Source organism: Pseudomonas sp. 2995-3, from assembly GCF_002742565.1.
Lineage (GTDB): Bacteria > Pseudomonadota > Gammaproteobacteria > Pseudomonadales > Pseudomonadaceae > Aquipseudomonas > Aquipseudomonas edaphica.
Window position 1 is genome coordinate 55,466 of the sequence record NZ_LJSB01000194.1, and the last position, 25,380, is coordinate 80,845.

Here is a 25,380-nt window from a genome sequence, read left to right on the forward strand (position 1 = left end):
AAGATCGGGCCATGATTCCGACCTTTAACGACAACGACCCCGAAGCGCTTGTGACCCTGCGTGAATACCCATGCGGCAGTGTGTTTGCCCGGCATACGCACCCGCGCGGCCAGTTTGCCTATGCTTCCACCGGTGCCTTAAGAATGTTCACCGACCTGGGCAACTGGGTGGTGCCGCCGCAGCGGGCCGTCTGGGTGCCCGGTGGCATTGCCCATGAAATGCACATGCGCGGCGATGTGGTGATGCTCAATACCTACCTCGATGCTCAAGCCGCCGAGCGCGCAGGGCTGCAGGGGTACTGCCAGGTTTTCGAGGTGTCGCCGCTGCTCAGGCATCTTTTGGAAGCTGCGTTGGCGGTGGGTTCATCGGCAACGTCCAAGGTGCGGCGGCACTGTGTATTGACGCTGCTGATCGACGAAATCAGTACGCTATCGGCCTTGCCCCTCAGTGCGCCGCTGCCCTCTGAACCGCGTTTGGCGAGGGCTTGCCAGCGCTTTCTGGACGCGCCTGCGCAAACCGTGTCCCTCGATCAAATGGCGAGTTGGTCGAGCATGAGCCGGCGGACCTTTACTCGTCACTTCCTGGAAAGCACCGGCATGACCTTCGTGGCGTGGCGCCAGCAAGTCTGCCTGCTGGAGGCCACCGCGCAACTCAGCCACGGCGCCTCGATCACCGAGGTCGCATTTGCATTGGGCTTCAGCAGCCCCAGCGCCTTCACCGCGCTGTTCCGCCGTCACCTGGGCGATTCCCCGGCGCGCTACCTGGCCAAGTCCAAGGCCGTGTCGTTGTTCTAAAAAGCTCACACGCTGGTCAGGATTCACCTTGCAGGCGGTCCTGCTTTGTTACTATCGCCGCCCACCGTCATCAGGAGTCACCGGCCCATGCAACACCAGTGGGATGAAATGCACCGCACCCGCAAGCCCACGTTTCTGTTGTGTGGCGAGCCTCAGGGGGATGTGCTCAATCTCTATGTTCACGGTTATTCGGCGTTCTTCAACCGCCAGCAACTGGGCAATTTCACGCAACAACTGGCAAGCATCGAAGGCTCGACCAACCTGATGCTGTTCTGGCCGGCGGGTCACTTTCTGGAAAACCTTTTTGCTCCCTTTAAAGATGTGATTACCGCAATGCTTGGCGGTGGCGGCCTGGGCGCGGCAACCGTGGGTGTGGGCCGTGCGATTGCCTACTTTCTTGACCATTACAAAAGTGTCGAGGCGCGTGTCGATGAAGTGGCCAAGACGCTATTGCCTGAGCTTGCCCATTACCTGCACGGCGAAGCGCTGCCCGTGCGGCGCATCAACCTGATCGGGCATTCCCTGGGCGCGCGTATCCTGGTCAAGAGTCTGCTGGCCAGCCCCGAGGTCGCCCGCCAGTTGCCGCTTAACAATGTGTTGCTGATGGGTGGCGCGATCAGTACGTCCAGCCCCTGGGATGAAGTGTCGGCGCCGCTCAAAGGGCGCGTGATCAACTGCTACTCCAGCAAGGACTGGGCGCTTGCCATCAAGCCGGACACCGAGCGCTGCATAGGCCGGTATGCGATCGACGTCACGCCCTCGCTCAAGGCCAAGGTCACCAATGTTCACCTGGCCACCTTCGACCATGCTGCCTACTGGCCGCAGCTGAAAACGGTGGTGCAGTACACCGACCTGCTGCAGGAACGGCGTGGCCTGATCCGCGCTGACCTGCGCAGCAGCGAAGTGCGTTTTGCCGAGGAGGACGTGGAACTGTTCCCCGCGCTGGTGCAGGCGCGGCCGGAGGAGCTTAAGTTTCTGGCTGAGTTGATGGCACAAAAACGCAGTGCCTCGATCGATGCCGATGTACGTGAACCGCTGAAACTGGCCATCGAGCTGCAACGCATGGGCGGTGACAGCTTTATGAACATCGCCCGTGGCCATGGCGTGAGTTATCGCCAGATCGCCGAAGATGTCGCACAGCGGCTGGGCATCAAGTTCGATGGGCCGCTTGAAACCGTGGTGCTGGCAGATATCGAGGCACAGGTCGCGGAAAAACTCATCGAGCAGTACAAGGACAAACTCAGTCGCGCCGACCGCCAGGCCTTCGACGCCGAGCTTAAGGCGGCCGCGCAAAAAGAGCAGGGCCTGTTCAATCGTATCGATATCGGCCGCTCGGCCACCACCGCCCTGAGCGGCACGGCGTTGGCGGGGCTCACCGGGTTTATCTTGCGGCGCGGCGCGGCCACCGCAATTCCGGTGGTGGGCCAGGCGCTGGCGGCGGCGATGTTGTTGGTAACGGGCGTGCGAGCGCTTTCCGGCCCGGCCTATTCGATCACCACCTTGGCGGTCTTGGTGATTGGCGTGATTCGCCAGCGCATGGAGCGCGAAGCGTTGAACCAGGAGATGGACCTGGTGGTGCAAGTCGTCGAAGCGTTCGACTTGCCCCGGGAGACGGTGATGCGCACGGTCGCGTCGGACTGATAAGCTGCGGCCCTGACTTGTGTGTTTGCCTGGGATACCGCGTGAAATTCAGCCTGCCGAAAATCGCCACTGCTCCGTTCTGCCCGCCGGAAGTGGCCGGCTCCGTTATCGTCGACCCCAAGGCCTCGTTTTTCAAACGGGCGCTGATGTTTGCCGGCCCCGGCCTGCTGATCTCCATCGGCTACATGGACCCCGGCAATTGGGCTACCGCCATCGAAGCCGGTTCTCGTTACGGCTACAGCCTGCTATTCGTGGTGCTGCTGGCCAGCCTGGCCGGGATGGCGGTGCAGTGCCTGTGTTCGCGCCTGGGCATCGCCACCGGCAAAGACCTCGCGCAACTGTGCCGTGAGCGCTACAGCAAACGCTCCGCGCGCACGCAATGGGTGTTGGCGGAAATCTCCATTATCGCTACCGACCTGGCTGAAGTCCTCGGTTGCGCCTTGGCGTTTCACTTGTTGCTCGGCGTATCGCTGACGACCGGTATCGTGATCACCGCGTTCGACACACTATTGATCCTGGCCCTGCAAAATCGCGGTTTCCGCCGCCTGGAAGCGATCATGCTGGCGCTGGTTGCAACCATTGGCGTGTGTTTCTTTATCGAACTGGTGCTGATCAAACCTTACTGGCCGGACGTACTCAGTGGCTTTACCCCGTCACTGGCGGCCATCAGCGATGCAGCGCCGTTGTATTTGGCTATCGGTATCCTTGGCGCCACGGTGATGCCGCATAACCTCTATTTGCACACCTCGATTGTGCAGACCCGCCTGATTGGCAAAGACCTCGCCAGCAAACAGGACGCGGTCAAGCTGGCGCGTATCGACACCATCGGCTCCCTGGCCCTGGCGTTGCTGGTCAACGCCGCGATCCTGGTGTTGGCCGCCGCCGCGTTTTACAAGACCGGCCACACCGAAGTGGTCGAGATCCAGGACGCCTATCACCTGCTTGACCCATTGGTGGGAGGCGCCTTCGCCAGCATCCTGTTCGGCATCGCCTTGTTGGCTTCGGGGCAGAGTTCGACCTTTACCGGCACCATCGCCGGGCAAGTGATCATGGAGGGTTACCTCAACCTGCGCATCCCGTGCTGGCAGCGGCGCCTGATCACGCGCGGGCTGGCGCTGATCCCAGCGTTCCTGGGGGTGTGGCTGATGGGCGACGATGCCATCGGCAAACTGCTGATTCTGAGCCAGGTGGTGCTCAGCCTGCAGCTGCCTTTCGCGTTGTACCCGCTGATCCGCATGACTGACGACAAGCAACTGATGGGGCCCTTCGTTAACCGCTTGCCCACGCGGTTACTGGCGTGGTTTCTGTTTGCGCTGATCAGTGGGGCGAATGCGTGGTTGATTGGGCAGTGGTTGTTTTGACTTAAACGTGTGATCGCTCCAACGCGGTCTACACCAGAATTGCCAAGGATGTGTACTGGGCAACCTGCGGATCGGCCGTCAGCAGTTTCATCGGCTCGCTCATGGCTGCCGCAATGATAAGCCGGTCGAACGGGTCTTTATGGTGGTGCTCAAGATCCTTCACTGCAATCGCGTGTTCTGGGGTGATCGGCAATTCGGTGAAACCGCTCTCCAGGCAGTATTCACGAATTTCATCCAGCTGCACCTCGAGCTTTCCCAAGCCTACCTTGATCGCCATTTCCCAGAAGGTTGCAGCGCTGACGTAAATCTCAGCAGCGTCTTCAATCAATTTTTTGGCTTTATTGGATAGCCTGGGGTCATCACTCAGTGTCCACAGCAGAATATGGGTATCCAATAGCACCCTCATAAAGGGTTGACCTCAAACGCATCCAGCAGGTCATCGGGTAAAGGCGCATCAAAGTCTTCGGGGATAATGAGCTTGCCTTTCATTGCGCCAATCCGGCGGCCTTTGGCCTTTCCTACGGGGACGAGCTGTGCCATCGCACGCCCATGCTTGGCGATGGTGATCACTTTGCCAGCAGCAGCCTCATCGACCAGCTTTGACAGATTATTTTTTGCTTCACCCAGCGGTACGGTAATCATGTGGCGATCTCCATATTTTGGCCAAATATAGCCAAAATCAGCTGAGCTATCAAAGACGGCATGACGACCGGCTTTAGCCGCGCGTTCAGATCGCGATTGTTTTTGATAAACGAAACCCATGGCACCTCTCCAAAAAAAGATTGAGCCAAAGTCTGCCTGCCATATGCCGTGTCTGAAATAGTGGCCCGAAAAATCAGAACGAGCCTACTTTTCCCACGAGGAATTTTTACCTTCCAATGCTTTTCCAGTGAGAGGGAGGAGCCTCACCGATCCCAATACGGCACCGCTCCAAAACACTCCACAAAATAATCAATCACCGTGCGCACCTTCAGCGACAGCCGCCGGCTGCCTGGCCACAGCGCGGCAATCTGTTGCGGTTCAAGGGTGGTGGCCACGTCGTACTCCGTGAGTACCGCCTGCAAGGTGCCGGCGCGCAAGCCTTCGCCGATCAGCCAGGACGGAAACACCACCAGCCCAAGGCCTTGTTCCGCCGCGTGGGTGAGGGTGTCGGCGTGGTTGCCGGTGATCGGGCCTTTGACGCTGTAAGGCGTCCAGTCGCCCTGGCCGCGGCGGAAGAACCAGCGCTGCTGGCCGGTGATGCCTTTGTAGGCCAGGCATTGATGGTTGGCCAGTTCTTCGGGGTGGCGCGGAGTGCCATGCCGGGCCAGGTAGGCGGGGCTGGCGGCGAGGCGAAAACGCTGGGGCGCGAAGATGCGCGCCTGCATGCTGGAGTCGTTCAGCACGCCGATGCGAAACAGCAGGTCGGTGCCGTCTTGCAGCGGGTCGACGTAGGTGTCGGTTTGCTGGATATCCAACTGTAGCTTGGGGTAGCGACGGCACAACTCGCCCAGCCACGGTGACAGGTGGCGTTGGCCGAATACCATCGGCGCGTTGATGCGCACCAGCCCGCTGGGTTCGCTTTCCTGCTCTTGCAGGGCCTGGCCGGCGGCCTCCAACTGTTCCAGCATCAGGCGCGCATGACGCCCCAGTAGCCGCCCGGCTTCGGTGGGGCTGACCGCACGCGTATGGCGGTAGAGCAATTGCTGGCCGAGCGCCTGTTCCATCAATTGGATTTGCCGTGAGATGGAGGAGGGCGCCAGCCCTTCGCGACGTGCCACTTCGGAAAAGCTGCCGTGATCCAGCACGGCTACAAACAGGCGCAATGCCTTGAAACTCAGTTCATTCAAACCCTGCATCGTGGCTCCGTGCTGTGCGTAATGCGCAAAGGTGTTATTTGCATGCTCCTATTTATCGCACAAGACGGCCACCGGATAATGCGCGCCATGTTTCCTTTTTTGATACGCAGGTGATGTATGCAGGCAAGTTCCATCGAAGGCGTGGCGCAGGCCAGGCCGAAAAAAAACCTATTGCGATTGCTGCTGTTGCCGCTGGTGATTCTGGCGGGCATGGGCCTGTCGGTTGAGGCCGGCTTGCTCGGGCCATTGGGTGTACAGGTCGGGCATTTGTGGGCGACGTTGAGCATCTTTGGCGTCGGTACGGCGATTCTGTTTTTGCTGCTGCTGTTCAGCGGCCCGCAAAAAGGCCCGGCACTCACCGACCTGCCGCGCTGGCAGTTGATCGGCGGCTTTTTGGGGCCGATGTACGTGGTGGTGCTGACTTTGGCTACGCCGCATATCGGCATCGCCATGACCATGGTCGCGATCCTCTCGGGCCAGGTCGGCAAGAGCGTGCTGATCGACCATTTCGGCTGGTTCGGCACCGCGCGTAAACGGGTCAATGGCGAACGCTGGATTGCCCTGGCGTTGATTGTGGCGGCACTTGTTCTGATTGCACGGGGTTAAAGCGATGAATCTGATTCTGTTGTTGGTACTGGTGATTGCCGCCGGTGCGGTGCTGAGTGTGCAAGCCGCGATCAACGGCCGGCTGGGCCAGACGGTCGGCGTGTTGCGCAGCAGTTTATTGACCTTTGCGGTGGGCGCAATCAGCACGGCGTTGTTGATTTTCTTCTTCGAACCCGCACAGGCCGTGAGCTTGCTGGACGTGCCCAAATGGCAGTTGACCGGCGCGTTGTTTGGCGTGGTGTACATGATGGTCATGGTCGGCGCAGTGCCCGTGGTGGGGACGGCAGTGGCCACGGTGGCGGTGATCGTCGGGCAGTTGGGCATGGGCATGCTGATCGATAACTTCGGCTGGCTGGGCAACCCGGCCATCGAGCTGTCGGGCAGCCGTATCGTGGCAATGCTGCTGTTGGCAGTGGCGCTGGTGTTCATGTACCGCAGCAACAGCCGACTGGCCGATTAACGGCGGTGAACCTTGAAACCTTGCCGGTAGTCACTGCTTAAGGTGCAGCGCCCGTTGCACCTGGACGACCATGCAAAAGGAGTCTGAACATGGCTGATAAAACCTGTGCCTGCCCACACTGCAAATGCGTACTGGGCACCAACGCGGTGATGAAAGACGGCAAGGGCTACTGCTGCCAAGGCTGCGCCGAGCACCATGCGCATGGCGAACCGTGTGCCTCGTCGACCGGTTGCGAGTGCGCCAAGTCTGCCCACGGCTAAAAATCCGCTCGGCTTATCGGGTGGCGGTCATTACCATGGCCGCTCACCCTTGATTGATGTGTGCTTCATGGCCCTGGCCGCGCCTCCCGACCTCACTGATCATGCCGTCCCCGTGCAACCACTGGCGCGCACCTACCCCCGTGGGTTGTATGTGGAGCCACACAGCCACGACTGGGGCCAGTTGCTCTACGCCATGAGCGGGGTGATGTGGGTTGAAACACCGCGCGAAGCCCTGGTAGTACCGCCGCAGCGCGCCGTGTGGTTGCCACCGGGTGTGGAGCACGGGATTCGCGTGGTCTCGGACTTGCAGATGCGCAATATCTACCTGCGCCCAGCCTTGGCGGCGACGCTGGACAGCCAGGTGCAGGTGATTGAAGTCGGCGGGCTGCTGCGTGAGCTGATCGTCACGCTGGTTGATCAAGGCGATTACGGTGATACAGCCTATTACGACGCCGTAGTCGGTCTGGCGCTGTTAGAGTTGCAACGCGCGCGGCGCTCGCAGATCCGCATTGCCATGCCACTGGGGGCGGACCGCCGTTTGATAAATGCCTGCCAGGCAGTGATGGCGGCGCCCTCGCTGGAAATCCCCTTTGAGCAACATGCCGAAGCGGCGGGTGCCAGCGTGCGTACCCTGGCGCGGTTGTTCCAGAACAACCTCGGTATGGGCTTTGCCGAATGGCGCCGTCAGGTGCAGCTAGCCACGGCGGTGGCGGAACTGATCCAGGGCCAGTCGGTGAGCGGCATTGCCCGCTCTTTGGGCTATTCGCCGAGCAGCTTCAGCGACATGTTCCGCCGTGAACTGGGTGTGGCACCGTCGCAATACGTCGGTTGAGGCTTTGGCCGAAATCCTGAAGCACTTGGCCGATGCTTCGGGGGTGTGCTCACTACACTGAGCGCATCAACCCACCCGGCGTAAACCCTATGAACTATCCCCTATGAACTATCTCATTTCCCTCGCCATCGGCCTGTTTGTCGGCGTGATCTATGGTGCCCTGGACTTTCGCTCACCCGCGCCGCCTGCCATTGCCCTGGTGGGGCTGATGGGGATGTTGATCGGCGAGAAGCTCTGGCCCATGCGCCGTGAGCTGGTCAGCGGTTGGTTGTCCTGATTTCTTTTTTCACTTCGATGGATATTGGCCATGAAAGCACTGCAATTTTCCGCCACCGGCGACCTCGCCGCCCTCAGTTTCGTTGAAGTCGACAAGCCGCTGCCGGCTGCCGGTGAAGTGTTGGTCCAGGTTAAAGCGGCGGGTTTGAACCCCAGCGACGTTAAAAACGTACTTGGCCGGTTTCCCTACACGACGTTGCCGCGTATTCCCGGCCGGGACTTTGCCGGTGTGGTGGTGGAAGGCCCGCAGCAATTGGTTGGCCAGGCAGTGTGGGGCACCGGCCGTGACCTCGGTTTTTTTGCCGACGGCTCCCACGCGCAGTACCTCACGGTGTCGGCGAAAGGCGTGGCGCATAAACCGACGCATCTAAGCTTTGCCCAAGCCGCCAGCCTCGGCGTGCCGTACACCACCGCCTGGGATGCGCTGGAGCGCAGCGGTGTCGGCAAAGGCACGCGGCTGCTGGTGATTGGCGCCAATGGTGCTGTAGGCAGCGCGGCGTTGGCGCTGGCGAAAATTCGCGGTGCGCAGGTGCTGGCGGCGGTGCGCAAAGCGGATCAGGTCGAGGCGTTGCAGGCGCAGGGCTTCGACGCGATTGCCCTGGGCCAACCGGACGCATTGGGCGGGCAGGTGAATGCGGTGTTCAAGGGCGGCGCCGATGTGATCTTCGACACCACCGGTTTCTGGCTGCCGGCGGCTGTCGCCGGTTTGGCCCCGTTCGGTCGCATAGCGATCATCGCGGCGCCGGTTGATGGGCATGTGCAGCTGCCGGCGCTGGCGTTGTACCGCAAGGGCGGCTCGGTGGTGGGCATCAATTCATTGCTCTACAACTGCGAGCAATGTGCGGTGATGCTGGAGCAGTTTGGGCGGTTTTTTGATGAGGGTTCGCTGCCGTTGCCGACAGGGTTGCGTGAGGTGGCGTTGGCAGATGGGGTGCAGTGCTACGAGGAAGTCAACAAAGGCAGCGCGGACAAGGTCATCTTCCTGCCTTAATGCGGTTAAAAAGTGTGGGAGCTGGCTTGCCTGCGATGGCGGTCTGTCAGTCAGAGAGTTATTGACTGATCCACCGCTATCGCAGGCAAGCCAGCTCCCACATTTTGATCTTCACCAGGCTTGAGGGTGTGTTCTCGATCGGATGTTTCCCACAAAGGTTTCAGGTTGTCGCTCGGAAGCGGGCTGACTAACCTCACTGGCGTCGCTGACAATTCAGCGATCGGATTTGACCGTCTGCCCCCCAAATGTATGTACCGCATCGAATCAGGCGTTTTTTTTACGTCTGCTGTATCGTGTCGCGGCAGCTGTACGCGGGATACCTTAGGGTATGCCGGGCTACTTTGGGACCGGTCGGTCAACCCGCGTATAGCTGCCACCCTATTTCGCTTGACCGCGAAACGTGGCGGCTCCACTCCCGAAGGATTCCACCATGATCAAAGACAGCCCCAACCCCCCAGTCCATCAAGACTACGACACCAGCACCCTGCACGAAGTCGCCTACCGCGCGATCAATCACTATCTCAACCCCGGCAAACCCATTCCTGAATCCAGCGAAGGCATCTTCACCGTGCGCGCAGACTTGGGTACGGAAACCTTGCTGGTCAATGCTTCCCAGGATCTGGCTTCCATCAGTGATATCGCCAACCACCTGGCGTTTGAAATCGAGGGTTCGCAACGCAATGTCGCGTTGGGTATCTGCCGAATGCTGGAAGGTGTGCAACTGCTGGTCGACAAGGCGCTGAATGTAGCCCACCCCGTAGCTTGAATGGGGGGCTAAGATCGTTCCCACGCTCTGCGTGGGAATGCATCCAGTGACGCTCCGCGTCACCTTGCATCCTCTATGGCGGGACGCGGAGCGTCCGGGGCGGCATTCCCACGCGGAGCGTGGGAACGATCTCAACATAAGGTCGCGCTGGGTATCTGTCGGATGCTGGAAGGTTTGCAACTGCTGGTCGACAAGGCGCTGAATGTAGCCCACCCCGTGACTTAAAAGTGTGGGAGCTGGCTTGCCTGCGATGGCGGTCTGTCAGTCAGAGAATGATTGACTGATCCACTGCTATCGCAGGCAAGCCAGCTCCCACATTTTGATTTTTACTAGGCTTCAGGGACGCCTTTTTCCCAGGCCGACCAGTTCTTCAGGATCGCCTGTACCAGCGGATTGCCCGTGCGGTACAGGTTCTCCAACGCCGGTACAAACCCACCCTGGTCGGCATACTTCAGCAAGTTGTCCACCTCGCTGTAGCCCGGATACGGCCGGTCGAAATCGGAACCGGCACGCACCACCGCCAAGCGCTGAATATCCACCAACCCTTCACGGCTGGCGCGCAGCAAGGCTTCATAGGTGGAGTTATCTTCCTGCTGGGTGGTGCAGTACTCGCCTTTATTGTCGGTGAGCAACTTGGTCCAGACCTCGGCGCGTTCGCTCAGGCGTGTGCCGGAGAACCAGGTGTTGCCCGCCAAAGTGTCGCAGCGCGTGACTTGCGGCGGCTGGTTGGCCGGTGCGGCCGGGTAGTGTTTACGCCAGGCGCTGGATTCCTTGCTTTCGCTCAGCTCTACCTTTTGCGACAGGGCAAACGCCTTGGCCTGCAACTTCGGGTTCAGCTCGAATACTTCGGTCTTGTAGTCCAACGGTGGTTTTTCGTTGGGGCCTTTGGTGTTGATGCCGATGTAACCGGTTGGCCAGTCTTTAGGCGCATCGCGCGAATCCAGCTCCCATTGGGTGCCGAACTCCACCAGGTAATGCGCCCAGGCGGCGGTGCCGATGGTTCCGTGTTTAGGGCTGATGCCGGCGATCCCGGCAATCAGGAAGTAGCTCTGGCGCAGGTCGAACTTGGGCGACAACGCCAGGGCCAGTGTGGACGCGGCGGCGTTGGTCTGGCCCATGCCGGTCACCAGCAGGCACACGTCCTGGGTGTTGCAGCGGATCACCGGGTATTCGGCCGACAGGCCTGGCACACGGACTTCCTGCTTGAGTTCCAGGCGGTCGATCCAGGTTTGCGCCTCGGGGGCGAACATGGTGATCAGCATCACTTTGGGTTTGATCGGCGCCGCAGCATCGGCCAGCACCACGTGGGGCAAAAAGGCCAGGCCGATGGCCATCGAGAGACGGGTAAGCATGTTCATCTATAGCTCCTTGATCAGAATTGGTAACCGACACCGGCGTAGTAGCCCCAGCCATCCGAGCGGGCGCGGAAGTTGCCTTCGCCAAAATTCAGCTCGCTGCCATCCTCCCAGTTGCCGCCGTTGTGGAAGTAACGACCGACCAGGGTGAAGCGCAGGTGGGTGAACGAATACAACAGCACGTTGGTGGCCACCAATGAATTGGCGGTGCGCGCCGGGTTGTCCTTGTGCAAGTCCGAGCCGAAATCGTAGTTGGTAAAGCCGATGTAGGTCAGCGAGGCACCGTTATCGAAGCTGCTGATGGGCACGATGTATTTCATTTGCGCACGATAGCCGTCCCACGAGTATTCGTTGCTCGCGCCATAGTTTTCCCACTGGTAGCGCCCATAGAAGTTGGCCGACAGGTTGACCCGCGAATGGGTGTCGATGTCGGTGCCCAGGCCGCTGTACAAGGTGTTGGCGCGGTTGGACTTGTTACTGCCGTGGTCGTAGATCCAGTCAAAGGCTACATACCATTCCTTGAACGGACCGATGGCCAAACTGCGGCCGGCCAGGTAGTCGATGGAGATACGCGGCTCATGTTCCATGAACACCGGCGAGCCATGGTCCCACGCGCCTTTGTCATTACTGTTACCGATGCCGAGGATTTTCGGCACGTCGATATAGCCATACAGCTCGAACGGGCCTTTGCGGCCGAAATACTCGTATTCCAGGTACACATCATCCTGCGGCTTGGGGCCGAAGCTGATGTCTTTGCTGCCGATCAGGGTCAGGTCCTGGTTGAACCAGTCCGACATGTACACGCCTTTTTTTACCGGGCTGGCTTCCGGGCTTTTGGTTTCAGGGCTGAGGGTTTCGCCCTGTGCTGAGTCATCGGTGGGTTTTTGCTGCGCCAAAATGGGTGCGCTGAGTACTCCCGTAACGGCGGCCAGTAGCAAGGAAACACCAAAACAAGCGGGACGCCTTGAGGTGAGGTGCATTGAAAATCCCTATTCTTACGCGGTTGGAACCCGTTTCTGCGGGTAGTGGTGAACTTGGCGGCCAAGTTCGTTCCGCAAACGTTTGCACGTGGCGTACCAACTTTGCTCAAAGGGTTGAGCAGTATGGAAAAAACAGGGATTAGTCGACCTTTTGGTCAAAATTGGCTGGGTGTCAATTTCTCGATTCGGTTGAATAAATGCATCGCGGTTTCGCGTCGATACTCGCTCGGCGTCTGGTGCATCTCGATGCGAAAGTGCCGGTTGAAGTTGGACAGGTTGGCGTAGCCCACTTCAAAGCAGATGTCCGCCACTGACATGTCGCTTTGCAGCAACAGGCGGCAGGCGCGTTGCACGCGGAACTTGCGCATCAGGTCTATAAACCCGTGACCGGTGTTGCGTTTGAAGAAGCGTGAGAAGCCGGGCTCGCTCATCTGCAGTTGCTGGGCGATGACCGAGAGGCGCAAGTCGCCGGTCAGCTCGCGCATCAGGTAATCGAAGGCTTTGTTGATGCGTTCGGCGCTGCGCGCATCCAGGGTTGGCGCGTAGCAGGGGCTGGCCAGCGCCTTTACCTGCGGCTGGGGTGCATTCTTTAGCGTGTCGAGCAGTTGCAGGAACAGGATCAACCGTTGCAGGCCTTGGGCGTTGCCGATGGCTTCCATCAACCCGGCTGCCTGTACAGCGGTCTCGCCAGTAAATTCAAGGCCGCGCCGGGCCTGTTCGAACAGCGGTTGCAAGTCGCCGAGTTCCGGCAGGGTTTTGCGCAGCGCGAGCAGGGCGGCGCCGTCGAATTGCAGCACCACGTCGCGGCCAGTCAGGTATTCGCCAGGGGCCAGGTCGCCGATCCAGTCGTGGGGCAGGTCGGGGCCGATCAGCGCCACATGCCCGGCGCTGAACGCACCGATATAGTCGCCCGCTACCAACTTGCCACTGCCTTGGCGGATCAGGTGGATCTCAAACTCGGGGTGGTGGTTCCAGCGCGCCAGGTCATACGGGTAGTCATGTTCGAACCAGCGAAAACAGTGGTCCGGCTCGGGCAGGATCACTTCGAGTTCGGCGGGGCGATGTTCGAATAGTTTGTCGCGGCTGACGGGCACGGTAATGCCTCTTATACATTGGATAACGCCAAAATACGCGTACCGGCAATCAGTACGCTACCCCAGGTTTTGCCCGGCACTGATACTTTTTTGACTTTCAAGTGCGGGTTAAAAAAGTATCAGCAGCGCATTCGCCATTCGTTTGTGAGGCCTTGACCAAGCTGCTGTAATCGCAACTCAACAACAAAAACAACAGGTGGATACCGCCATGCTCAAGCTTCCACACGCACTGTTCCTGCTGACTGGCCTGGCGCTGGCCATGCCCAGCTACGCCGCCGACACCGTGACCATCGCCACAGTCAACAACAGTGACATGATCCGCATGCAGCGCCTGTCCAAGGTGTTCGAGCAGCAGCACCCGGACATCAAGCTCAATTGGGTGGTGCTCGAAGAAAACGTGCTGCGCCAACGCCTCACCACCGATATCGCCACCCAGGGCGGGCAATTCGATGTGCTGACCATCGGCACCTACGAGACGCCATTGTGGGGCGCCAAACACTGGCTGGAACCGCTGACCGAACTGCCTGCCAACTATGACGCCGAGGATATTTTCCCTTCGGTGCGCCAAGGCTTGTCGGTCAACAACACCCTGTATGCGTTGCCGTTTTATGGCGAAAGCACCGTTACCTACTACCGCACCGACTTGTTCAAGCAAGCGGGGCTGAGCATGCCTGCGCACCCGACCTGGACTCAGCTCGGTGAGTTTGCCGCCAAACTCACGGTAAAAGATAAAGACCAATACGGCATGTGCCTGCGTGGCAAAGCGGGTTGGGGCGAGAACATCGCCTTGTTGAGCACCATGGCCAACGCTTTTGGCGCACGCTGGTTCGACGAACAGTGGAAGCCGCAGCTGACCAGCCCTGAATGGACGGCCGCCGCCAACTATTACGTAAACACCCTGAAAAACTACGGCCCGCCAGGCGTCTCCAGCAACGGCTTCAACGAAACCCTGGCGCTGTTCAACAGCGGCAAGTGCGCGATCTGGGTGGATGCCAGCGTCGCCGGCTCGTTCACCACCGACAAAACCCAGAGCAAAGTGGCCGACAGTGTAGGGTTTGCCGCCGCGCCGACCGAAGTCACCGACAAAGGCTCTTCCTGGCTCTATGCCTGGTCCCTGGCCATCCCGGCCACGTCCAAACACAAGGACGCCGCCAAGGCCTTTATTGCCTGGGCCACCTCCAAGGACTACATCCAACTGGTCGCCGACAAAGAAGGCATCACCAACGTACCACCGGGCACTCGCCAGTCCACCTACAGCGAGGCTTACCTGAAGGCCGCGCCGTTTGCCCAGGTGACGCTGGAAATGATGAAACACGCCGACCCTGCGCACCCGTCGGCCCAGCCGGTGCCGTATGTGGGCGTTCAGTACGTGACCATCCCGGAGTTCCAGGCCATCGGCACCTCGGTGGGCAAGCTGTTCTCGGCGGCGCTTACCGGCGGCATGACGGTTGACCAGGCGCTGCTTGAGGCTCAGTCCACCACCGAACGCGAAATGAAACGCGCCGGTTACCCTAAGTAAACAGGACTTCCTTATGAAACGACTCGAAGGTAAAAGCGCGCTGATCACCGGATCGGCGCGCGGTATTGGCCGCGTCTTTGCCCAGGCTTATATCGCTGAAGGCGCAACGGTTGCCATTGCCGATATCAACCTGCAACGCGCGCAGGCCACAGCCGCCGAACTGGGGCCACTGGCTTACGCGGTCGCGATGGACGTCACGGATCAAGCCTCCATCGACGGCGCGATTGCCACCGTGGTGGCCCATGCCGGCAAACTCGATATCCTGATCAACAACGCCGCACTGTTCGACTTGGCGCCCATCGTCGATATCACTCGCGACAGCTTTGACCGGCTGTTTTCGATCAACGTCGCCGGCACGTTGTTCACCTTGCAGGCCGCGGCCCGCCAGATGATCAGCCAGGGCCACGGCGGCAAGATCATCAACATGGCCAGCCAGGCGGGGCGGCGCGGCGAGGCATTGGTGGCGGTGTATTGTGCGACCAAGGCGGCGGTGATCAGCCTCACGCAGTCGGCGGGTTTGAACCTGATCAAGCAGGGTATCAACGTCAATGCCATCGCGCCGGGCGTGGTGGATGGCGAGCACTGGGATGGCGTGGATGCGCTGTTTGCCAGGCATGAAGGGCTGGCGCCTGGCGAGAAGAAACAACGGGTTGGGGCCGACGTGCCGTTCGGGCGCATGGGCACGGCTGAGGATTTGACCGGCATGGCGATCTTCCTGGCCTCCAAAGATGCCGATTACATCGTGGCCCAGACCTACAACGTCGACGGCGGTAACTGGATGAACTAGGTCAAGTGTGGGCCTGGCTTGCCTGCGATGGCGGTCTATCAGTTGCAGTCTTGCTGCCTGACCCACCGCTTTCACAGGCAAGCCAGCTCCCACCTTTGATCTTTGAGCTTCTTGGACGGCAACACTGTGCTCAAAAAAGTAAACAAAGTGTTTGTGGAGGCAGCCGTCCCTCATGTCTACTTTTACCTGCACCTCACAGGAGTGCCGCCATGCCCCTTGCGATAACTGCCATTGCCTCATTCGACGTCGACCCTCAAAAGAGTTTCACGCCGCTGTGCCCCAATGAACTGCCGGTGGCCGGTGGCGACCAGATCGGTGCCGAACTCAACTACATGGCCAGTCTTGCCGGTTACCGTGTCGGCAGCAAAGACGCCCATACCCCGCAAGCACCGTGGGTGGTCACGCAACCTGGCGACATGCTCAAACCCACCGGCCTTGAGCATGCCGACCTTACCTGGCTCAGTCATTGTGTGCCGGGCACTGAAGGCTTCACCTTGCTCGACGAATTACCCACCCCGTATGACTACGACTACTTCATCTGGAAGGGCGTTGAACCCGACCTGCATCCCTATGGCGCCTGTTACCACGACCTGCACGACAAGCTGTCCACGGGGGTTATCGAGTACCTCAAGGCCCAGGGCGTGCGTCGCGTGATCGTGGGTGGCCTGGCCCTGGACTTCTGCGTCAAGACCACCGCCTTGCAACTGCTCAAGGCTGGCTTGGAAGTGGTTCTGCACCTGCCGGCGTGCCGAGGCATCAGCGAGGCGGGTGGTGCGGCGGCGGTAGAGGAGTTGCTCAATGCCGGTGCAGTCATCAGCCGTAGTCGCGAAGAGCTGAGCGCGATGGCCACGCGCTAACTGCAGGCCCGGTAACGTGCTGTGCCGGTGTTTCGCGGCTAGAGCGGTAGTTCTGCGCGTTAAAAAATGAGACGCGTCCTACATCACTCGCTGGGAGTTACTGATTACCCTCTACGCTTTTGCACAAGCGGCCTTGTCTGGCCGGGGGGCGCTATCGCGTGAGGGAGTCAACTGCAAACCGTGTTGCCCGGTTCCTGCCGGAATTTATGCTTATGGTCGTTGTAAGCCTGCTTTCAGGCGGGGCCGCTACCTTTCTGGCGAGCACCACCTATTTGCGCCGCCTTGGCCCGGCGATGCAAACCGGATGTACCGTTGCGCTGTTGCTGGGCTTGATGATTTTATCTGGCCTTGGCCATTGGATGCTGGCACGCGGGCGCGTTGCTTCCACTGGATGGCATACCGGCTATTTTGTCCTCTGCTTGATAGTGGTGACCCCGACCATTCAATACCGGCCCCACGCGCTGGCTTATCTGTTGGGGGTTGTGTTTCCACTGCTGGGAATACTTCTGCTAAACACTTACCGCTATCACGACATGCGACTGAAACTGGCAAACATTCGCTGCCCGTAGCTCCCGCGCAGTCACGCGGGAGCACACCAGGCCTGCCCGCTACCGCTCGATCGAGCGGCTCCACCGCGCATTCCACTCCGGCCGCGCCTGGTTCACCTGGTCCCAATCAATCGAAATCGCTGTCTGCAAGTAACCTTGCATGGCCTCCACCCGCGCGCGGGTTTTGTCGGTGGTTGGCGTAGTCGGATTCGACGGGATCTGGTCACCTTCTTCCAGCGCCGGCGCCTGGGCTTGGGCGGTCAGCAAGAAGGCCGCAAGTTTCTGTGCCAGTTCCGGCTGGTCATTACGCGCAATGACACACTCGGCCACGTTGAGCACCACTGCGCCTTCCTTGGGCTGGGCGTATTCCATCGGGATGCCGAGCAATTGCTGCGTGGTGACCTGGGTTGGGGTGAGCGGGAAGATCGCCGCTTCGTCGGTCTGTACCATCTCGGAAATCTTCGCGGAACTGGCGATGTATTCCAGCACGTTGGGGCCGATGGTTTTTGGCCAGGCCTTGAAACCTGGCTCCACGTTGGTTTCGGAGCCGCCCTGGATGCGGTTGAACATCAAGAAACCGTGCAGGCCGAAGGTGGAGGAGGCCAGCGATTGGAACACCACTTTGTCCTTGAATCGCGGATCGGCCAGGTCCATCCATGAGGTGGGCGCGGCCCAGCCTTTTTCCTTGAACATCTTGGCGTTGTAGCCCAGGCCCGTGACGCCCAGGGTCACGGCAACCGCTTCATCCTTGATTTTGGCCTTGGCCGGGATCTGGTCCAGGGTCGGGTTGGGTGTGAGTTTGTCGCACAGGCCCATGGAAATGGCGCGGTACATGATGCCGTCGTCGAGGAACATCACGTGCATCTGCGGGTTGTCTTTGTTGGCCTGGACCTTGGCGAGGATGTCCGACGAGGTGCCGGGCACAATCACCACCTTGACGTTATTGGCCTTCTCGAACGCGGGCAGCACCTTGTCGGCGTACACCCGTTCCATGGTGCCGCCGTTCATGCCCAGGTATAGCGTTGGCGCGGCATGGGCGGTGGCGGTGAGCAAGGCGAGGGGCAAGCAGGACAGCGCGATACGTGGGTTCATGGGTTTTTCCTCTCAGGCTTGGAAACGACGAATGGAAAACGCTTCGATGGGTTGGCGGCTGGCGCCTGTGCAGACGATCTCTGCCAGGGCTTCACCGACGGCGGGGCCGAGCTGGAACCCGGCGCCGGCAAAGCCGAAACCGTGGAGCAGGCCAGGTTGGGTGCTGCTGGGGCCGATCACCGGTTCATGATCGGGTAAGTAACCTTCGGTGCCGCTCCAGGTACGAATCGCCTGGGCACCCTTGAGAAACGGGTACAGTTCGCCGGCATTGCGCAGAATCTCCAAAACTGCCGCTTGCCCAGGGCGCGCCGTCAGCGGGCCAAGGGCAAAACCACGGCCGCCGCCGAGGATGCAATTGCCACGGGCGACCTGCCGTGCATAAATCCCGCCGCCTTCAACGCCGGTGCTCACGTTCATCACCACTGGCAGCGGCTCGGTCACCAGCATCGCCGGGTGTGCCGAGGTAATCGGCACCGGCTCGCCAAATTGCGCGGCAACCGTACCGGCCCAGGCGCCCGCGCAGTTCAGCAACCACGGCGCGTGCAGGTGCAGGCCATTGGCGCAGCGCACCTGGAAGCACTGGCCGTCATGTTCGATCTGAGTCACTTCGGCCTGCTCGTGCACCGCCGCGCCAAGGCGCTGCGCCGCACGGGCGAAAGCGGGCGACACCAGGCGCGGGTTGGCATGCCCGTCTTCAGGGCACAGCGAGGCGCCCACCGCGATATCCCCGACCCAAGGGAAGCGAGCGCGCAGTTCGGTGTAATCCAACAACTGCAAGCCCAGGCCAAAGCCACGGGTCTGTTCGGCATAGGCTTGCAGCGCGGCGAAATCCCCATGGCTGCGCGCCAGTTTCAAATGCCCGGACCGCACATACTCGCCGTCGATGCCGATCAACCCCGGCAGGTCGGCCCACAGTTCATGGGCGCGTTGTGACAGTGGCAGTTGATGCAAGGGGCGGCCCTGGCGGCGCACACCGCCGTAATTCACGCCGCTGGAGTGCGAGCCACAAAAGTCTCGCTCCACCAAGGCCACACGCTGGCCTTTTTGCGCGAGCATCAACGCCGCCGAGGCGCCGACGATGCCGCCACCCAACACGATCACGTCGATCATGGCTGCACCTGCACACCAAACGGCAGCGGCTTGATCGGCGCCTGACCGCGCAGGCGGCCAACGTCTTGTATGGCGCGACCGCTGCGTTCGGCCACAACCTCTGCTGCCGCCAGCCCACACATGCGGCCCTGGCAGCGGCCCATGCCGACCCGGCAATGGGCTTTGACCCGGTTGATTTCCCAGTGGCCTTCATCGACGACGGCGCGTACGTCGCCGACGCTGACTTCTTCGCAGCGGCACAGGATTAACTCATCCGGCGCCTGTGCAGCCCATTGCTCGGGGAAAGGGAACGCGGTTTCCAGCCCACGGCGAAAGCGCTGGATACCCGCCAGTTGCTGCTCAAGCAGCGTTGGGCGAAGCGGATCGATGGCAATGCCTGAATCTTCCAGGACCGCCAACGCCGCACGTTCACCGGCCATCTGCGCGGCATCGGCGCCCATGATCCCGGCCCCGTCACCGGCCAGGTACACGCTGCTGACGCTGCTGCGCCCGGCACTGTCGCGCTGTGGCAGCCAGGCGCGATTCAAGCTGTTCCAGGCAAATTCACAGCCGAGCAAATCCGCCAGTTGCGTCTCGCTGCGCAGCGCATGGGCGAACGCCACGGCATCGCATTCCACTACGTGCTTATCCCAGCGGATGCCACGCACCCGTTGCTCGCCGTCGATTTGCTGGAGCGTCGCGCCCTGATACACGGGAACCCCATGGGCAGTGAGCCAGGCACGGTAATAAATGCCTTTGGCCAGGGTCGCCGGTTGCCCCAGCAGCGCCGGCAAAGCACGGCACTGGGCACTGAACGGCGCGCTGTCGAGCACCGCCACCACCTTGGTCCCGGCCTTGGCGTATTGGTACGCGACCAGATACAGCAACGGCCCGCTGCCACACAAGGCCACGCGTTCTCCGATGGCGCAGCCCTGGTATTTCAACGCGATTTGCGCAGCGCCAAGGCTGTAGACACCAGGCAAGGTCCAGCCGGGCACCGGCAGAATGCGGTCGGTGGCGCCGGTGGCGACGATAATCTGCGCGTACTCCACGCTTTCGGCGTAGCCGTTAGTCAACATATCCAGGCGACCGTCCTCGGCATTCCACACCAGGGTTTCGGGCCGGTAGTCGATCAGCGGCGCCAACTCATCCAGTGTGCGGTGTACGGCCGTAGCCTTGCCCGCCTCAAAGCCATACAGTTGCTTGGCCGAGCGCTGAAAATTAGCCGGTTGGCGCCGGTAAATCTGCCCGCCGCCGCGCAGGCTTTCATCCACCAGGCAAGGCTTGACGCCATGGTCGAGTAAGGTGCGCGCCGCGCTGATGCCCGCCGGGCCTGCGCCGACAATCACGATCGGTTTCATGCCTGACGCCCCGGATCGCGGCTGATCGCCTGGCCCTCTTGCAGCAGCGTCGAGCAAGCCCGCACACGGCGCCCATCCTCCAGCCGCACCCAGCAGTCCTGGCACGCGCCCATCAGGCAGAAACCGGCGCGGCGTTCGGCGCTGAAATCGCTGCCGCGCAGGTGCTCGGCGCAGGTCAATATGGCGGTGAGCAACGTGTCGCCCAGCAAACCGGTGGCCGGTTGCCCGTCGAGGGTGAAGGCCAGGGCAGGGCGCCGGGTTTCGGCCAAGCGTTTGAACAAGGCCATCAATGTTTCCCCACCAGTACGCGGTCCAGGCCATACACCCGGTCGAGCAGGACCATGGTGGCTGCGGTGAGTGCAATGACCAGCGCCGAGACCGCCGCCATCATCGGGTCGATGGACTCGGTGGCGTACACGTACATGCGCACCGGCAGGGTTTGCGTGGCTGGCGAGCTGACAAAAATAGACAGCGTCACTTCATCGAAACTGTTGATGAACGCCAGCAACCAGCCGCCGGCCACGCCCGGCAGAATCATCGGTAAGGTGATTTGACGGAACAGCGTGAAGCGCCCGGCACCCAGCGATTCGGCGGCTTGCTCGGCACTGCGATCAATCCCGATGGCCGCCGCCAGCACCAGGCGCAGCACATACGGCGTGATGATCACCACGTGCGCCAGCATTAGCCAGGTGAAGCTGCCATTGACGCCCATCAGCGCAAAAAGACGCAGCATCGCCACGCCCAGCACCAGGTGCGGGATGATGATCGGCGAGAGGAACAACGCGCTGAAAAAGTTGCGCCCCGGGAACTGATAGCGGCTGATCGCCAAGGCGGCGGGCACTGCAATCAACGTGGCCAATGTGGCGGCGGTAAACGCCAGGATCAGGCTGTTGTAGAACGCCTGGATAAAGTCGGCACGCTCGAACACCGCGCGAAACCAGCGCAGCGAAAAGCCCGAGGTGGGCAGGCTCAAGGTGTTTTCCGGGGTGAAGGCCACCAGGCACACCACCACCAGCGGCGCCATCATGAACAGCACCACCACACCATGAAAACCGAGGGCCAAAGGACCGTTTCTGGACATGCGCTTAAACCCCCAGGGACTTTTTGTAGCGGCCTTCGACCATGCGGTTCCAGCTCAGCATGATCAGCAAATTGACCAGCAGCAGCACCACCGCAATGGTCGCGCCCATGGGCCAGTTGAGTTCCGAGAGGTACTGGTCGTACACCACGGTGGCGACCATTTTCAGGCGGCGTCCGCCGAGCAGGCCGGGGATCGCAAACGAACTGGCGGCCAAGCCGAACACGATCAAGGTGCCGGACAGCACGCCCGGCATCACTTGCGGCAATACGATCTTGCGCATCACCGTGGCCTGGCTTGCGCCCAGCGACAACGCCGCCTGTTCCGCCGACGGGTCGAGCTTTTGCAGCGAGGTCCATACCGGGATGATCATGAACGGCAGCATCACGTGCACCAAGGCGATCACCACGGCGAACGGCGTGTACAGCAGCTTCACCGGGCGCCCGCCGAGGAATTGGATGACTTGGTTGACCAGCCCATCGGCGCCGAGCAACAAGCTCCAGCCGAAGGCGCGCACCACCACCGAAATCAGCAGCGGCGTGAGGATCAAAATCAAAAAGATTGAGCGCCACGGCGTGCCCATACGGCTGAGGATGTAGGCTTCGGGTACGCCGATCACCACGCACAGCAGGGTCACCAGGGCGCTGATCCAGAAGGTGCGCCAGAAGATCTCGTAGAAGTACGCATCGCTGAACAGCGACAGGTAGTGGGCAAAGGTCCACTCACCAGCCTTCACGCCCACCTGGTAGTCGAACACGTTGAACGACAGCACCAGGGTCATGAGCAGCGGCAGGATCAGCAGGCCGCTGAACAGCAGCAGCGCCGGCAGCGATAACAGATAACCGCGGCTCATGCGCGCACCTCATCGGCCGCCAGCACACGCAGCAATTCGGCGTGCCAGTCCAGGCCCACCGGCGCGCCGCAGCCGAGCGGCGCGCTGCCGTCATTGCTGCGTACCACGGTAATTTCGCCCAGAGACGTTTGGATGCGGTAGAGCCACTGGCTGCCGAAGAAATAACTGTCGAGAACCTTGCCCTGCAGGCGGCCTGCGCCGGCATCCACCAGCTGGATTTTTTCCGGGCGCAGGCTCAGTACCAGTTCGCCTTTGCCGCCGACAAGACGCACTTGCGCAGTGCCGAATTCGTCATAGTCACCGGCCAGCAGGTTGGCCTTGCCGACAAAGTCCGAGATAAACCGCGTACGTGGGTGTTCGTAGAGCTTGTAGGGCGCGTCGATCTGGGTCACGCGCCCAGCCTGCATCACCACCACGCGGTCGCTGATCGACAGCGCTTCGGCCTGATCGTGGGTGACCATCAAGGTGGTGATGCCCACGGCGCACTGGATGCGGCGGATTTCAAACTGCATTTCTTCGCGCAGGTTGGCATCGAGGTTGGACAGTGGCTCATCGAGCAGCAGCACGGGCGGCTCGATCACCAGCGCACGCGCCAGGGCCACACGTTGGCGCTGGCCGCCGGACAATTCACGCGGGTAGCGCTCGGCGTGCGGGGCCAGGCGTACCAGTTCCAACACGGTTTTGACTTTGCTGGCGATTTCGGCGGCCGGCACTTTGCGCATCTTCAGGCCGAAGGCCACGTTGTCACGCACGCTCATGTGCGGGAACAACGCATAGCTCTGGAATACCACGCCCAAGCCACGGCTGGCGGGTTTGGCGTGGGTGATGTCGCGGCCGTCGAGCAGGATCTGCCCGCCGCTCACGTCCACAAAACCGGCGATCATTTGCAGCGTGGTGGTTTTGCCGCAGCCCGAAGGGCCGAGCAGGGAAACGAACTCGCCTTTTTCCACCGCAAGGTCGGTTGCGACCACAGCGTCGACGGCGCCGTAGCGTTTGCTCAAGGCGTTGAGTTGGAGAAAAGCCATGTCTGCGTTCCACCTTTTTTGAGACGCGTCGAAACGCGCTTTTTTGTTTTGGGCAGATGCGAAAAGAGTGTTGCGGGTGCGTTGGCGCTCGATCTCACGTCGGCTGCTCGTTGTTGTTCATTTCGCCCCTGTGGACGCAGATTAGGACGAAGACTAGGATGGGCGGAAGATGGAATTTCACTGAACGGACTATTATTTTCAATTTTATTCATTCACCAGAATGTATACCGAGATTAAGTGTTATGAATTCCACTGAGCGGAATGAAAACGGTAAGGAAGTCGGCGCTGGGAGCGTCTCTCGGCTGTTTGCGTTATTGCGCACGTTGGGCGAAGTGCCCGAAGGCGGTGAGCGCGTGACTCAGCTCGCGCAGCAAGTCGGGCTGTCGCAACCCACCACGCACCGGCTGCTACGCAGCCTGATGGAGGAGGGCATGGTTGAGCAGGATGCGCGCAGTAAGCGCTATCGCCTGAGCCTGGAGTTCTTCGCCCTGGCGGCCAACGCGGGTAAGACCGGTAATTTGCGCGATCTGGTGCGCCCGAGCATGTTGCGCCTGAGTGCTTCATTGGGCGATTCGCTGTTTTTGCTGGCGCGCAGCGGCTTTGATGCGATCTGCCTGGACCGCAGCGAAGGGCCGTATCCGATTCGCACCTTCACTGGCGATATCGGCGGGCGCGTGGCGCTCGGCGTGGGGCAGGGCAGCCTGGCGATTCTGGCGTTCTTGCCGGAGGAGGAGCGTGAGACGGTGATTCGCTACAACCTGCCACGCCTCAAGGATTTTCACCTGTATGACGAGGTGTTGTTGCGCTCCGAGGTCGAGAATGTGCGGCGTCTGGGTTATGCGGCGCGTAACACCGGCGTGCTCGAAGGCATGGCCGGGTTGGCGGTGCCGATTCTGAATCGCGACGGGCACGCGGTGGCGGCGCTGAGTGTGGCGACCATCAGTGACCGCTTGGGGCCGAGCCGGTTGCCGATGGTGGTGGAGTTGCTCAAGCGCGAAGCGGCGGCGATCGGGCCACGGATCAACCCGTTTGATCCGACGTTGCGTCGGCCGTCGCAGACCTTTGGTGGCTAGCTCATCTCAACGCAATGAAGATCCGCTTTTGTGTGGGAGCTGGCTTGCCTGCGATAGCGGTAAACCAGTCGCCTAAGATGCAAGCTGCCAAATCGCAATCGCAGGCAAGCCAGCTCCCACAGGTTCAGGTTGCAGCTAACGCGACAAGTGTGTGGCCGCGCCGACGGTTTTTACCGCATCGGTTTGCGGATTATTGAAATATAGTTAATATAATCCGGGTAAAATAAATATCGCCCGGGTAATAATCAATGCCTATTCAAAATACAGCAGTCTGCACTGCCTTTGTCCGTCACCAACGCGTGGCAGCCGGCGCCTATTCCCAGGTGGCCGAAGCGCTGGCGGGCCTTGACCTGCCCACCGGCAGTTTCCTGGTCTTCGACGATGCCACCGGCACCCAGGTCGATTATCCGTGGCCTGCGGATTATGCGCCTGTCCAAGCGGCACCGGCCCAAGTCGATGAAGCCCCTCCCGCGACGCCTTCGGTCGGGCGTCCCAAGCTGGGCGTGGTTGCGCGGGAAGTCACTCTGCTGCCGCGCCACTGGGAATGGCTGGGCCAACAACGTGGCGGCGCGTCGGCAGCGTTACGCCGGTTGGTGGATGAAGCGCGCACTGTTCACGCAGCCCATGATCAAATGCGCCAGGCTAAAGAAGCCAGCTATCGTTTCATGAGCGCCCTCGGCGGTGACCTGCCAGGGTTTGAAGACGCGTCACGGGCGCTGTTTGCCCATGATGGTGCTGACTTTTCCCATAAGATCGCGCATTGGCCGGTAGACGTGCAGACGTACCTGGCCTGGCTATCACGCAATGCCTTTACCGCATAACAATAATTCAAGGATTCAAACCA

At 60.7% G+C, this 25,380-nt stretch carries 29 protein-coding genes; 16 read left to right on the top strand and 13 right to left on the bottom strand.

Translation table 11 applies throughout. The features are described 5' to 3' along the window. Positions 1-11 precede the first annotated feature (11 nt). The 3 genes from AOA62_RS17295 (at position 12) to AOA62_RS17305 (ending at position 3,796) form a co-directional block, all read left to right on the top strand. Complete coding sequence (locus AOA62_RS17295) at positions 12-794, top strand: helix-turn-helix domain-containing protein (protein ID WP_099549264.1); 783 nt, start codon at positions 12-14, stop codon at positions 792-794. A gap of 87 nt (positions 795-881) precedes the next feature. After that, the gene (locus tag AOA62_RS17300; protein WP_099549265.1) at positions 882-2,435 is read left to right on the top strand and encodes a DUF726 domain-containing protein; all 1,554 of its coding nucleotides are present in this window, start codon (positions 882-884) and stop codon (positions 2,433-2,435) included. A gap of 41 nt (positions 2,436-2,476) precedes the next feature. Continuing rightward, complete coding sequence (locus AOA62_RS17305; protein ID WP_017139624.1) at positions 2,477-3,796, top strand: Nramp family divalent metal transporter; 1,320 nt, start codon at positions 2,477-2,479, stop codon at positions 3,794-3,796. Positions 3,797-3,824: 28 nt separating this feature from the next. Here AOA62_RS17305 and AOA62_RS17310 read toward each other — a convergent pair whose 3' ends face one another. The 3 genes from AOA62_RS17310 to AOA62_RS17320 all read right to left on the bottom strand — a co-directional run bounded on the left by AOA62_RS17310 (position 3,825) and on the right by AOA62_RS17320 (position 5,634). After that, complete coding sequence (locus tag AOA62_RS17310; RefSeq protein ID WP_099549266.1) at positions 3,825-4,202, bottom strand: type II toxin-antitoxin system VapC family toxin; 378 nt, start codon at positions 4,200-4,202, stop codon at positions 3,825-3,827. Beyond that, the gene (locus AOA62_RS17315) at positions 4,199-4,558 is read right to left on the bottom strand and encodes a type II toxin-antitoxin system Phd/YefM family antitoxin (RefSeq protein ID WP_099549267.1); all 360 of its coding nucleotides are present in this window, start codon (positions 4,556-4,558) and stop codon (positions 4,199-4,201) included. The genes AOA62_RS17310 and AOA62_RS17315 overlap by 4 nt, the downstream gene beginning before the upstream one ends. Positions 4,559-4,701: 143 nt before the next feature. Beyond that, entirely contained in the window at positions 4,702-5,634 is a 933-nt protein-coding gene (locus AOA62_RS17320) for a LysR family transcriptional regulator (protein WP_017139621.1), read from the bottom strand. Between the two features lie 117 nt (positions 5,635-5,751). Between AOA62_RS17320 and AOA62_RS17325 the strand changes: the two genes are divergently transcribed. The 7 genes from AOA62_RS17325 to AOA62_RS17355 all read left to right on the top strand — a co-directional run bounded on the left by AOA62_RS17325 (position 5,752) and on the right by AOA62_RS17355 (position 9,825). Next, positions 5,752-6,240 carry a DMT family transporter gene (locus tag AOA62_RS17325; protein WP_099549268.1) on the top strand — a complete coding sequence of 163 codons (489 nt, stop codon included), beginning with the start codon at positions 5,752-5,754 and terminating at the stop codon, positions 6,238-6,240. A 4-nt stretch (positions 6,241-6,244) separates the two neighbouring features. After that, positions 6,245-6,700, top strand: a complete 456-nt coding sequence (locus AOA62_RS17330; RefSeq protein WP_017139619.1) for a DMT family transporter — start codon at positions 6,245-6,247, stop codon at positions 6,698-6,700. Positions 6,701-6,789: 89 nt separating this feature from the next. Beyond that, positions 6,790-6,960: a metallothionein gene (locus AOA62_RS17335; RefSeq protein WP_017139618.1), complete on the top strand. Its 171-nt coding sequence runs from the start codon at positions 6,790-6,792 to the stop codon at positions 6,958-6,960. Positions 6,961-7,027: 67 nt separating this feature from the next. Then, the gene (locus AOA62_RS17340; RefSeq protein ID WP_017139617.1) at positions 7,028-7,792 is read left to right on the top strand and encodes a helix-turn-helix transcriptional regulator; all 765 of its coding nucleotides are present in this window, start codon (positions 7,028-7,030) and stop codon (positions 7,790-7,792) included. A gap of 103 nt (positions 7,793-7,895) precedes the next feature. Further along, positions 7,896-8,069 carry a DUF1427 family protein gene (locus AOA62_RS17345; RefSeq protein ID WP_099549269.1) on the top strand — a complete coding sequence of 58 codons (174 nt, stop codon included), beginning with the start codon at positions 7,896-7,898 and terminating at the stop codon, positions 8,067-8,069. A 30-nt stretch (positions 8,070-8,099) separates the two neighbouring features. Next, positions 8,100-9,059 (top strand): zinc-binding alcohol dehydrogenase family protein, encoded by a 960-nt coding sequence (locus AOA62_RS17350; protein WP_099549270.1) that lies wholly within the window; start codon positions 8,100-8,102, stop codon positions 9,057-9,059. A 430-nt stretch (positions 9,060-9,489) separates the two neighbouring features. Further along, positions 9,490-9,825 (top strand): DUF6124 family protein, encoded by a 336-nt coding sequence (locus tag AOA62_RS17355; protein WP_099549271.1) that lies wholly within the window; start codon positions 9,490-9,492, stop codon positions 9,823-9,825. Between the two features lie 329 nt (positions 9,826-10,154). Here the strand turns inward: AOA62_RS17355 and AOA62_RS17365 are convergent, their stop codons facing one another. The 3 genes from AOA62_RS17365 to AOA62_RS17375 form a co-directional block, all read right to left on the bottom strand. After that, positions 10,155-11,183, bottom strand: a complete 1,029-nt coding sequence (locus tag AOA62_RS17365; RefSeq protein WP_017139613.1) for a purine nucleoside permease — start codon at positions 11,181-11,183, stop codon at positions 10,155-10,157. A gap of 14 nt (positions 11,184-11,197) precedes the next feature. Continuing rightward, the gene (locus tag AOA62_RS17370; RefSeq protein WP_017139612.1) at positions 11,198-12,160 is read right to left on the bottom strand and encodes a nucleoside-specific channel-forming protein Tsx; all 963 of its coding nucleotides are present in this window, start codon (positions 12,158-12,160) and stop codon (positions 11,198-11,200) included. A 155-nt stretch (positions 12,161-12,315) separates the two neighbouring features. After that, on the bottom strand, positions 12,316-13,254 hold the full coding sequence (locus AOA62_RS17375; protein WP_017139611.1) for an AraC family transcriptional regulator: 939 nt from the start codon (positions 13,252-13,254) through the stop codon (positions 12,316-12,318). A 208-nt stretch (positions 13,255-13,462) separates the two neighbouring features. Between AOA62_RS17375 and AOA62_RS17380 the strand changes: the two genes are divergently transcribed. The 4 genes from AOA62_RS17380 (at position 13,463) to AOA62_RS17395 (ending at position 16,986) form a co-directional block, all read left to right on the top strand. Further along, positions 13,463-14,773: a sugar ABC transporter substrate-binding protein gene (locus AOA62_RS17380; RefSeq protein ID WP_099549273.1), complete on the top strand. Its 1,311-nt coding sequence runs from the start codon at positions 13,463-13,465 to the stop codon at positions 14,771-14,773. 13 nt (positions 14,774-14,786) lie between these two features. Next, a complete protein-coding gene (locus AOA62_RS17385) occupies positions 14,787-15,560 on the top strand; it encodes an L-iditol 2-dehydrogenase (protein ID WP_099549274.1) in 774 nt (257 codons plus the stop codon). Between the two features lie 209 nt (positions 15,561-15,769). Continuing rightward, positions 15,770-16,417, top strand: coding sequence for a nicotinamidase (locus AOA62_RS17390; RefSeq protein ID WP_099549275.1), 648 nt, complete (start codon positions 15,770-15,772; stop codon positions 16,415-16,417). 212 nt (positions 16,418-16,629) lie between these two features. Further along, positions 16,630-16,986 (top strand): hypothetical protein, encoded by a 357-nt coding sequence (locus AOA62_RS17395; protein WP_017139607.1) that lies wholly within the window; start codon positions 16,630-16,632, stop codon positions 16,984-16,986. Between the two features lie 39 nt (positions 16,987-17,025). On the opposite strand, the gene AOA62_RS17400 is transcribed toward AOA62_RS17395, so the two are convergent. Genes AOA62_RS17400 through AOA62_RS17430 form a run of 7 tightly spaced genes read right to left on the bottom strand, consistent with a single transcriptional unit; the run spans position 17,026 to position 23,463 of the window. Further along, positions 17,026-18,057 (bottom strand): ABC transporter substrate-binding protein, encoded by a 1,032-nt coding sequence (locus AOA62_RS17400; protein ID WP_017139606.1) that lies wholly within the window; start codon positions 18,055-18,057, stop codon positions 17,026-17,028. 12 nt (positions 18,058-18,069) lie between these two features. After that, the gene (locus AOA62_RS17405; protein WP_099549276.1) at positions 18,070-19,167 is read right to left on the bottom strand and encodes an FAD-binding oxidoreductase; all 1,098 of its coding nucleotides are present in this window, start codon (positions 19,165-19,167) and stop codon (positions 18,070-18,072) included. Next, on the bottom strand, positions 19,164-20,507 hold the full coding sequence (locus AOA62_RS17410) for an NAD(P)/FAD-dependent oxidoreductase (protein ID WP_099549277.1): 1,344 nt from the start codon (positions 20,505-20,507) through the stop codon (positions 19,164-19,166). Before AOA62_RS17410 ends, AOA62_RS17405 begins: the two co-directional genes overlap by 4 nt. After that, positions 20,504-20,794 carry a (2Fe-2S)-binding protein gene (locus AOA62_RS17415; RefSeq protein WP_017139603.1) on the bottom strand — a complete coding sequence of 97 codons (291 nt, stop codon included), beginning with the start codon at positions 20,792-20,794 and terminating at the stop codon, positions 20,504-20,506. The genes AOA62_RS17410 and AOA62_RS17415 overlap by 4 nt, the downstream gene beginning before the upstream one ends. After that, positions 20,794-21,588: an ABC transporter permease gene (locus AOA62_RS17420; protein ID WP_099549278.1), complete on the bottom strand. Its 795-nt coding sequence runs from the start codon at positions 21,586-21,588 to the stop codon at positions 20,794-20,796. The genes AOA62_RS17415 and AOA62_RS17420 overlap by 1 nt, the downstream gene beginning before the upstream one ends. 4 nt (positions 21,589-21,592) lie before the next feature. After that, positions 21,593-22,438 (bottom strand): ABC transporter permease, encoded by an 846-nt coding sequence (locus tag AOA62_RS17425; RefSeq protein WP_099549279.1) that lies wholly within the window; start codon positions 22,436-22,438, stop codon positions 21,593-21,595. Further along, positions 22,435-23,463: an ABC transporter ATP-binding protein gene (locus tag AOA62_RS17430; RefSeq protein ID WP_017139600.1), complete on the bottom strand. Its 1,029-nt coding sequence runs from the start codon at positions 23,461-23,463 to the stop codon at positions 22,435-22,437. The genes AOA62_RS17425 and AOA62_RS17430 overlap by 4 nt, the downstream gene beginning before the upstream one ends. Before the next feature lie 242 nt (positions 23,464-23,705). Between AOA62_RS17430 and AOA62_RS17435 the strand changes: the two genes are divergently transcribed. Beyond that, positions 23,706-24,536: an IclR family transcriptional regulator gene (locus AOA62_RS17435; RefSeq protein WP_017139599.1), complete on the top strand. Its 831-nt coding sequence runs from the start codon at positions 23,706-23,708 to the stop codon at positions 24,534-24,536. A 248-nt stretch (positions 24,537-24,784) separates the two neighbouring features. Beyond that, positions 24,785-25,357, top strand: a complete 573-nt coding sequence (locus tag AOA62_RS17440) for a DUF2239 family protein (RefSeq protein WP_099549280.1) — start codon at positions 24,785-24,787, stop codon at positions 25,355-25,357. Positions 25,358-25,380 lie beyond the last annotated feature (23 nt).

Coding starts and splice junctions, on each gene's coding strand:
- AOA62_RS17440 (WP_099549280.1), top strand. CDS start 24,785: ATGCCTATTCAAAATACAGCAGTCTGCACTGCCTTTGTCCGTCACCAA.
- AOA62_RS17300 (WP_099549265.1), top strand. CDS start 882: ATGCAACACCAGTGGGATGAAATGCACCGCACCCGCAAGCCCACGTTT.
- AOA62_RS17385 (WP_099549274.1), top strand. CDS start 14,787: ATGAAACGACTCGAAGGTAAAAGCGCGCTGATCACCGGATCGGCGCGC.
- AOA62_RS17310 (WP_099549266.1), bottom strand. CDS start 4,202: ATGAGGGTGCTATTGGATACCCATATTCTGCTGTGGACACTGAGTGAT.
- AOA62_RS17340 (WP_017139617.1), top strand. CDS start 7,028: ATGGCCCTGGCCGCGCCTCCCGACCTCACTGATCATGCCGTCCCCGTG.
- AOA62_RS17435 (WP_017139599.1), top strand. CDS start 23,706: ATGAATTCCACTGAGCGGAATGAAAACGGTAAGGAAGTCGGCGCTGGG.
- AOA62_RS17350 (WP_099549270.1), top strand. CDS start 8,100: ATGAAAGCACTGCAATTTTCCGCCACCGGCGACCTCGCCGCCCTCAGT.
- AOA62_RS17335 (WP_017139618.1), top strand. CDS start 6,790: ATGGCTGATAAAACCTGTGCCTGCCCACACTGCAAATGCGTACTGGGC.
- AOA62_RS17430 (WP_017139600.1), bottom strand. CDS start 23,463: ATGGCTTTTCTCCAACTCAACGCCTTGAGCAAACGCTACGGCGCCGTC.
- AOA62_RS17410 (WP_099549277.1), bottom strand. CDS start 20,507: ATGAAACCGATCGTGATTGTCGGCGCAGGCCCGGCGGGCATCAGCGCG.
- AOA62_RS17325 (WP_099549268.1), top strand. CDS start 5,752: ATGCAGGCAAGTTCCATCGAAGGCGTGGCGCAGGCCAGGCCGAAAAAA.
- AOA62_RS17370 (WP_017139612.1), bottom strand. CDS start 12,160: ATGCACCTCACCTCAAGGCGTCCCGCTTGTTTTGGTGTTTCCTTGCTA.
- AOA62_RS17355 (WP_099549271.1), top strand. CDS start 9,490: ATGATCAAAGACAGCCCCAACCCCCCAGTCCATCAAGACTACGACACC.
- AOA62_RS17395 (WP_017139607.1), top strand. CDS start 16,630: ATGGTCGTTGTAAGCCTGCTTTCAGGCGGGGCCGCTACCTTTCTGGCG.
- AOA62_RS17425 (WP_099549279.1), bottom strand. CDS start 22,438: ATGAGCCGCGGTTATCTGTTATCGCTGCCGGCGCTGCTGCTGTTCAGC.
- AOA62_RS17315 (WP_099549267.1), bottom strand. CDS start 4,558: ATGGGTTTCGTTTATCAAAAACAATCGCGATCTGAACGCGCGGCTAAA.
- AOA62_RS17320 (WP_017139621.1), bottom strand. CDS start 5,634: ATGCAGGGTTTGAATGAACTGAGTTTCAAGGCATTGCGCCTGTTTGTA.
- AOA62_RS17400 (WP_017139606.1), bottom strand. CDS start 18,057: ATGAACCCACGTATCGCGCTGTCCTGCTTGCCCCTCGCCTTGCTCACC.
- AOA62_RS17330 (WP_017139619.1), top strand. CDS start 6,245: ATGAATCTGATTCTGTTGTTGGTACTGGTGATTGCCGCCGGTGCGGTG.
- AOA62_RS17365 (WP_017139613.1), bottom strand. CDS start 11,183: ATGAACATGCTTACCCGTCTCTCGATGGCCATCGGCCTGGCCTTTTTG.
- AOA62_RS17420 (WP_099549278.1), bottom strand. CDS start 21,588: ATGTCCAGAAACGGTCCTTTGGCCCTCGGTTTTCATGGTGTGGTGGTG.
- AOA62_RS17405 (WP_099549276.1), bottom strand. CDS start 19,167: ATGATCGACGTGATCGTGTTGGGTGGCGGCATCGTCGGCGCCTCGGCG.
- AOA62_RS17415 (WP_017139603.1), bottom strand. CDS start 20,794: ATGGCCTTGTTCAAACGCTTGGCCGAAACCCGGCGCCCTGCCCTGGCC.
- AOA62_RS17380 (WP_099549273.1), top strand. CDS start 13,463: ATGCTCAAGCTTCCACACGCACTGTTCCTGCTGACTGGCCTGGCGCTG.
- AOA62_RS17345 (WP_099549269.1), top strand. CDS start 7,896: ATGAACTATCTCATTTCCCTCGCCATCGGCCTGTTTGTCGGCGTGATC.
- AOA62_RS17390 (WP_099549275.1), top strand. CDS start 15,770: ATGCCCCTTGCGATAACTGCCATTGCCTCATTCGACGTCGACCCTCAA.
- AOA62_RS17295 (WP_099549264.1), top strand. CDS start 12: ATGATTCCGACCTTTAACGACAACGACCCCGAAGCGCTTGTGACCCTG.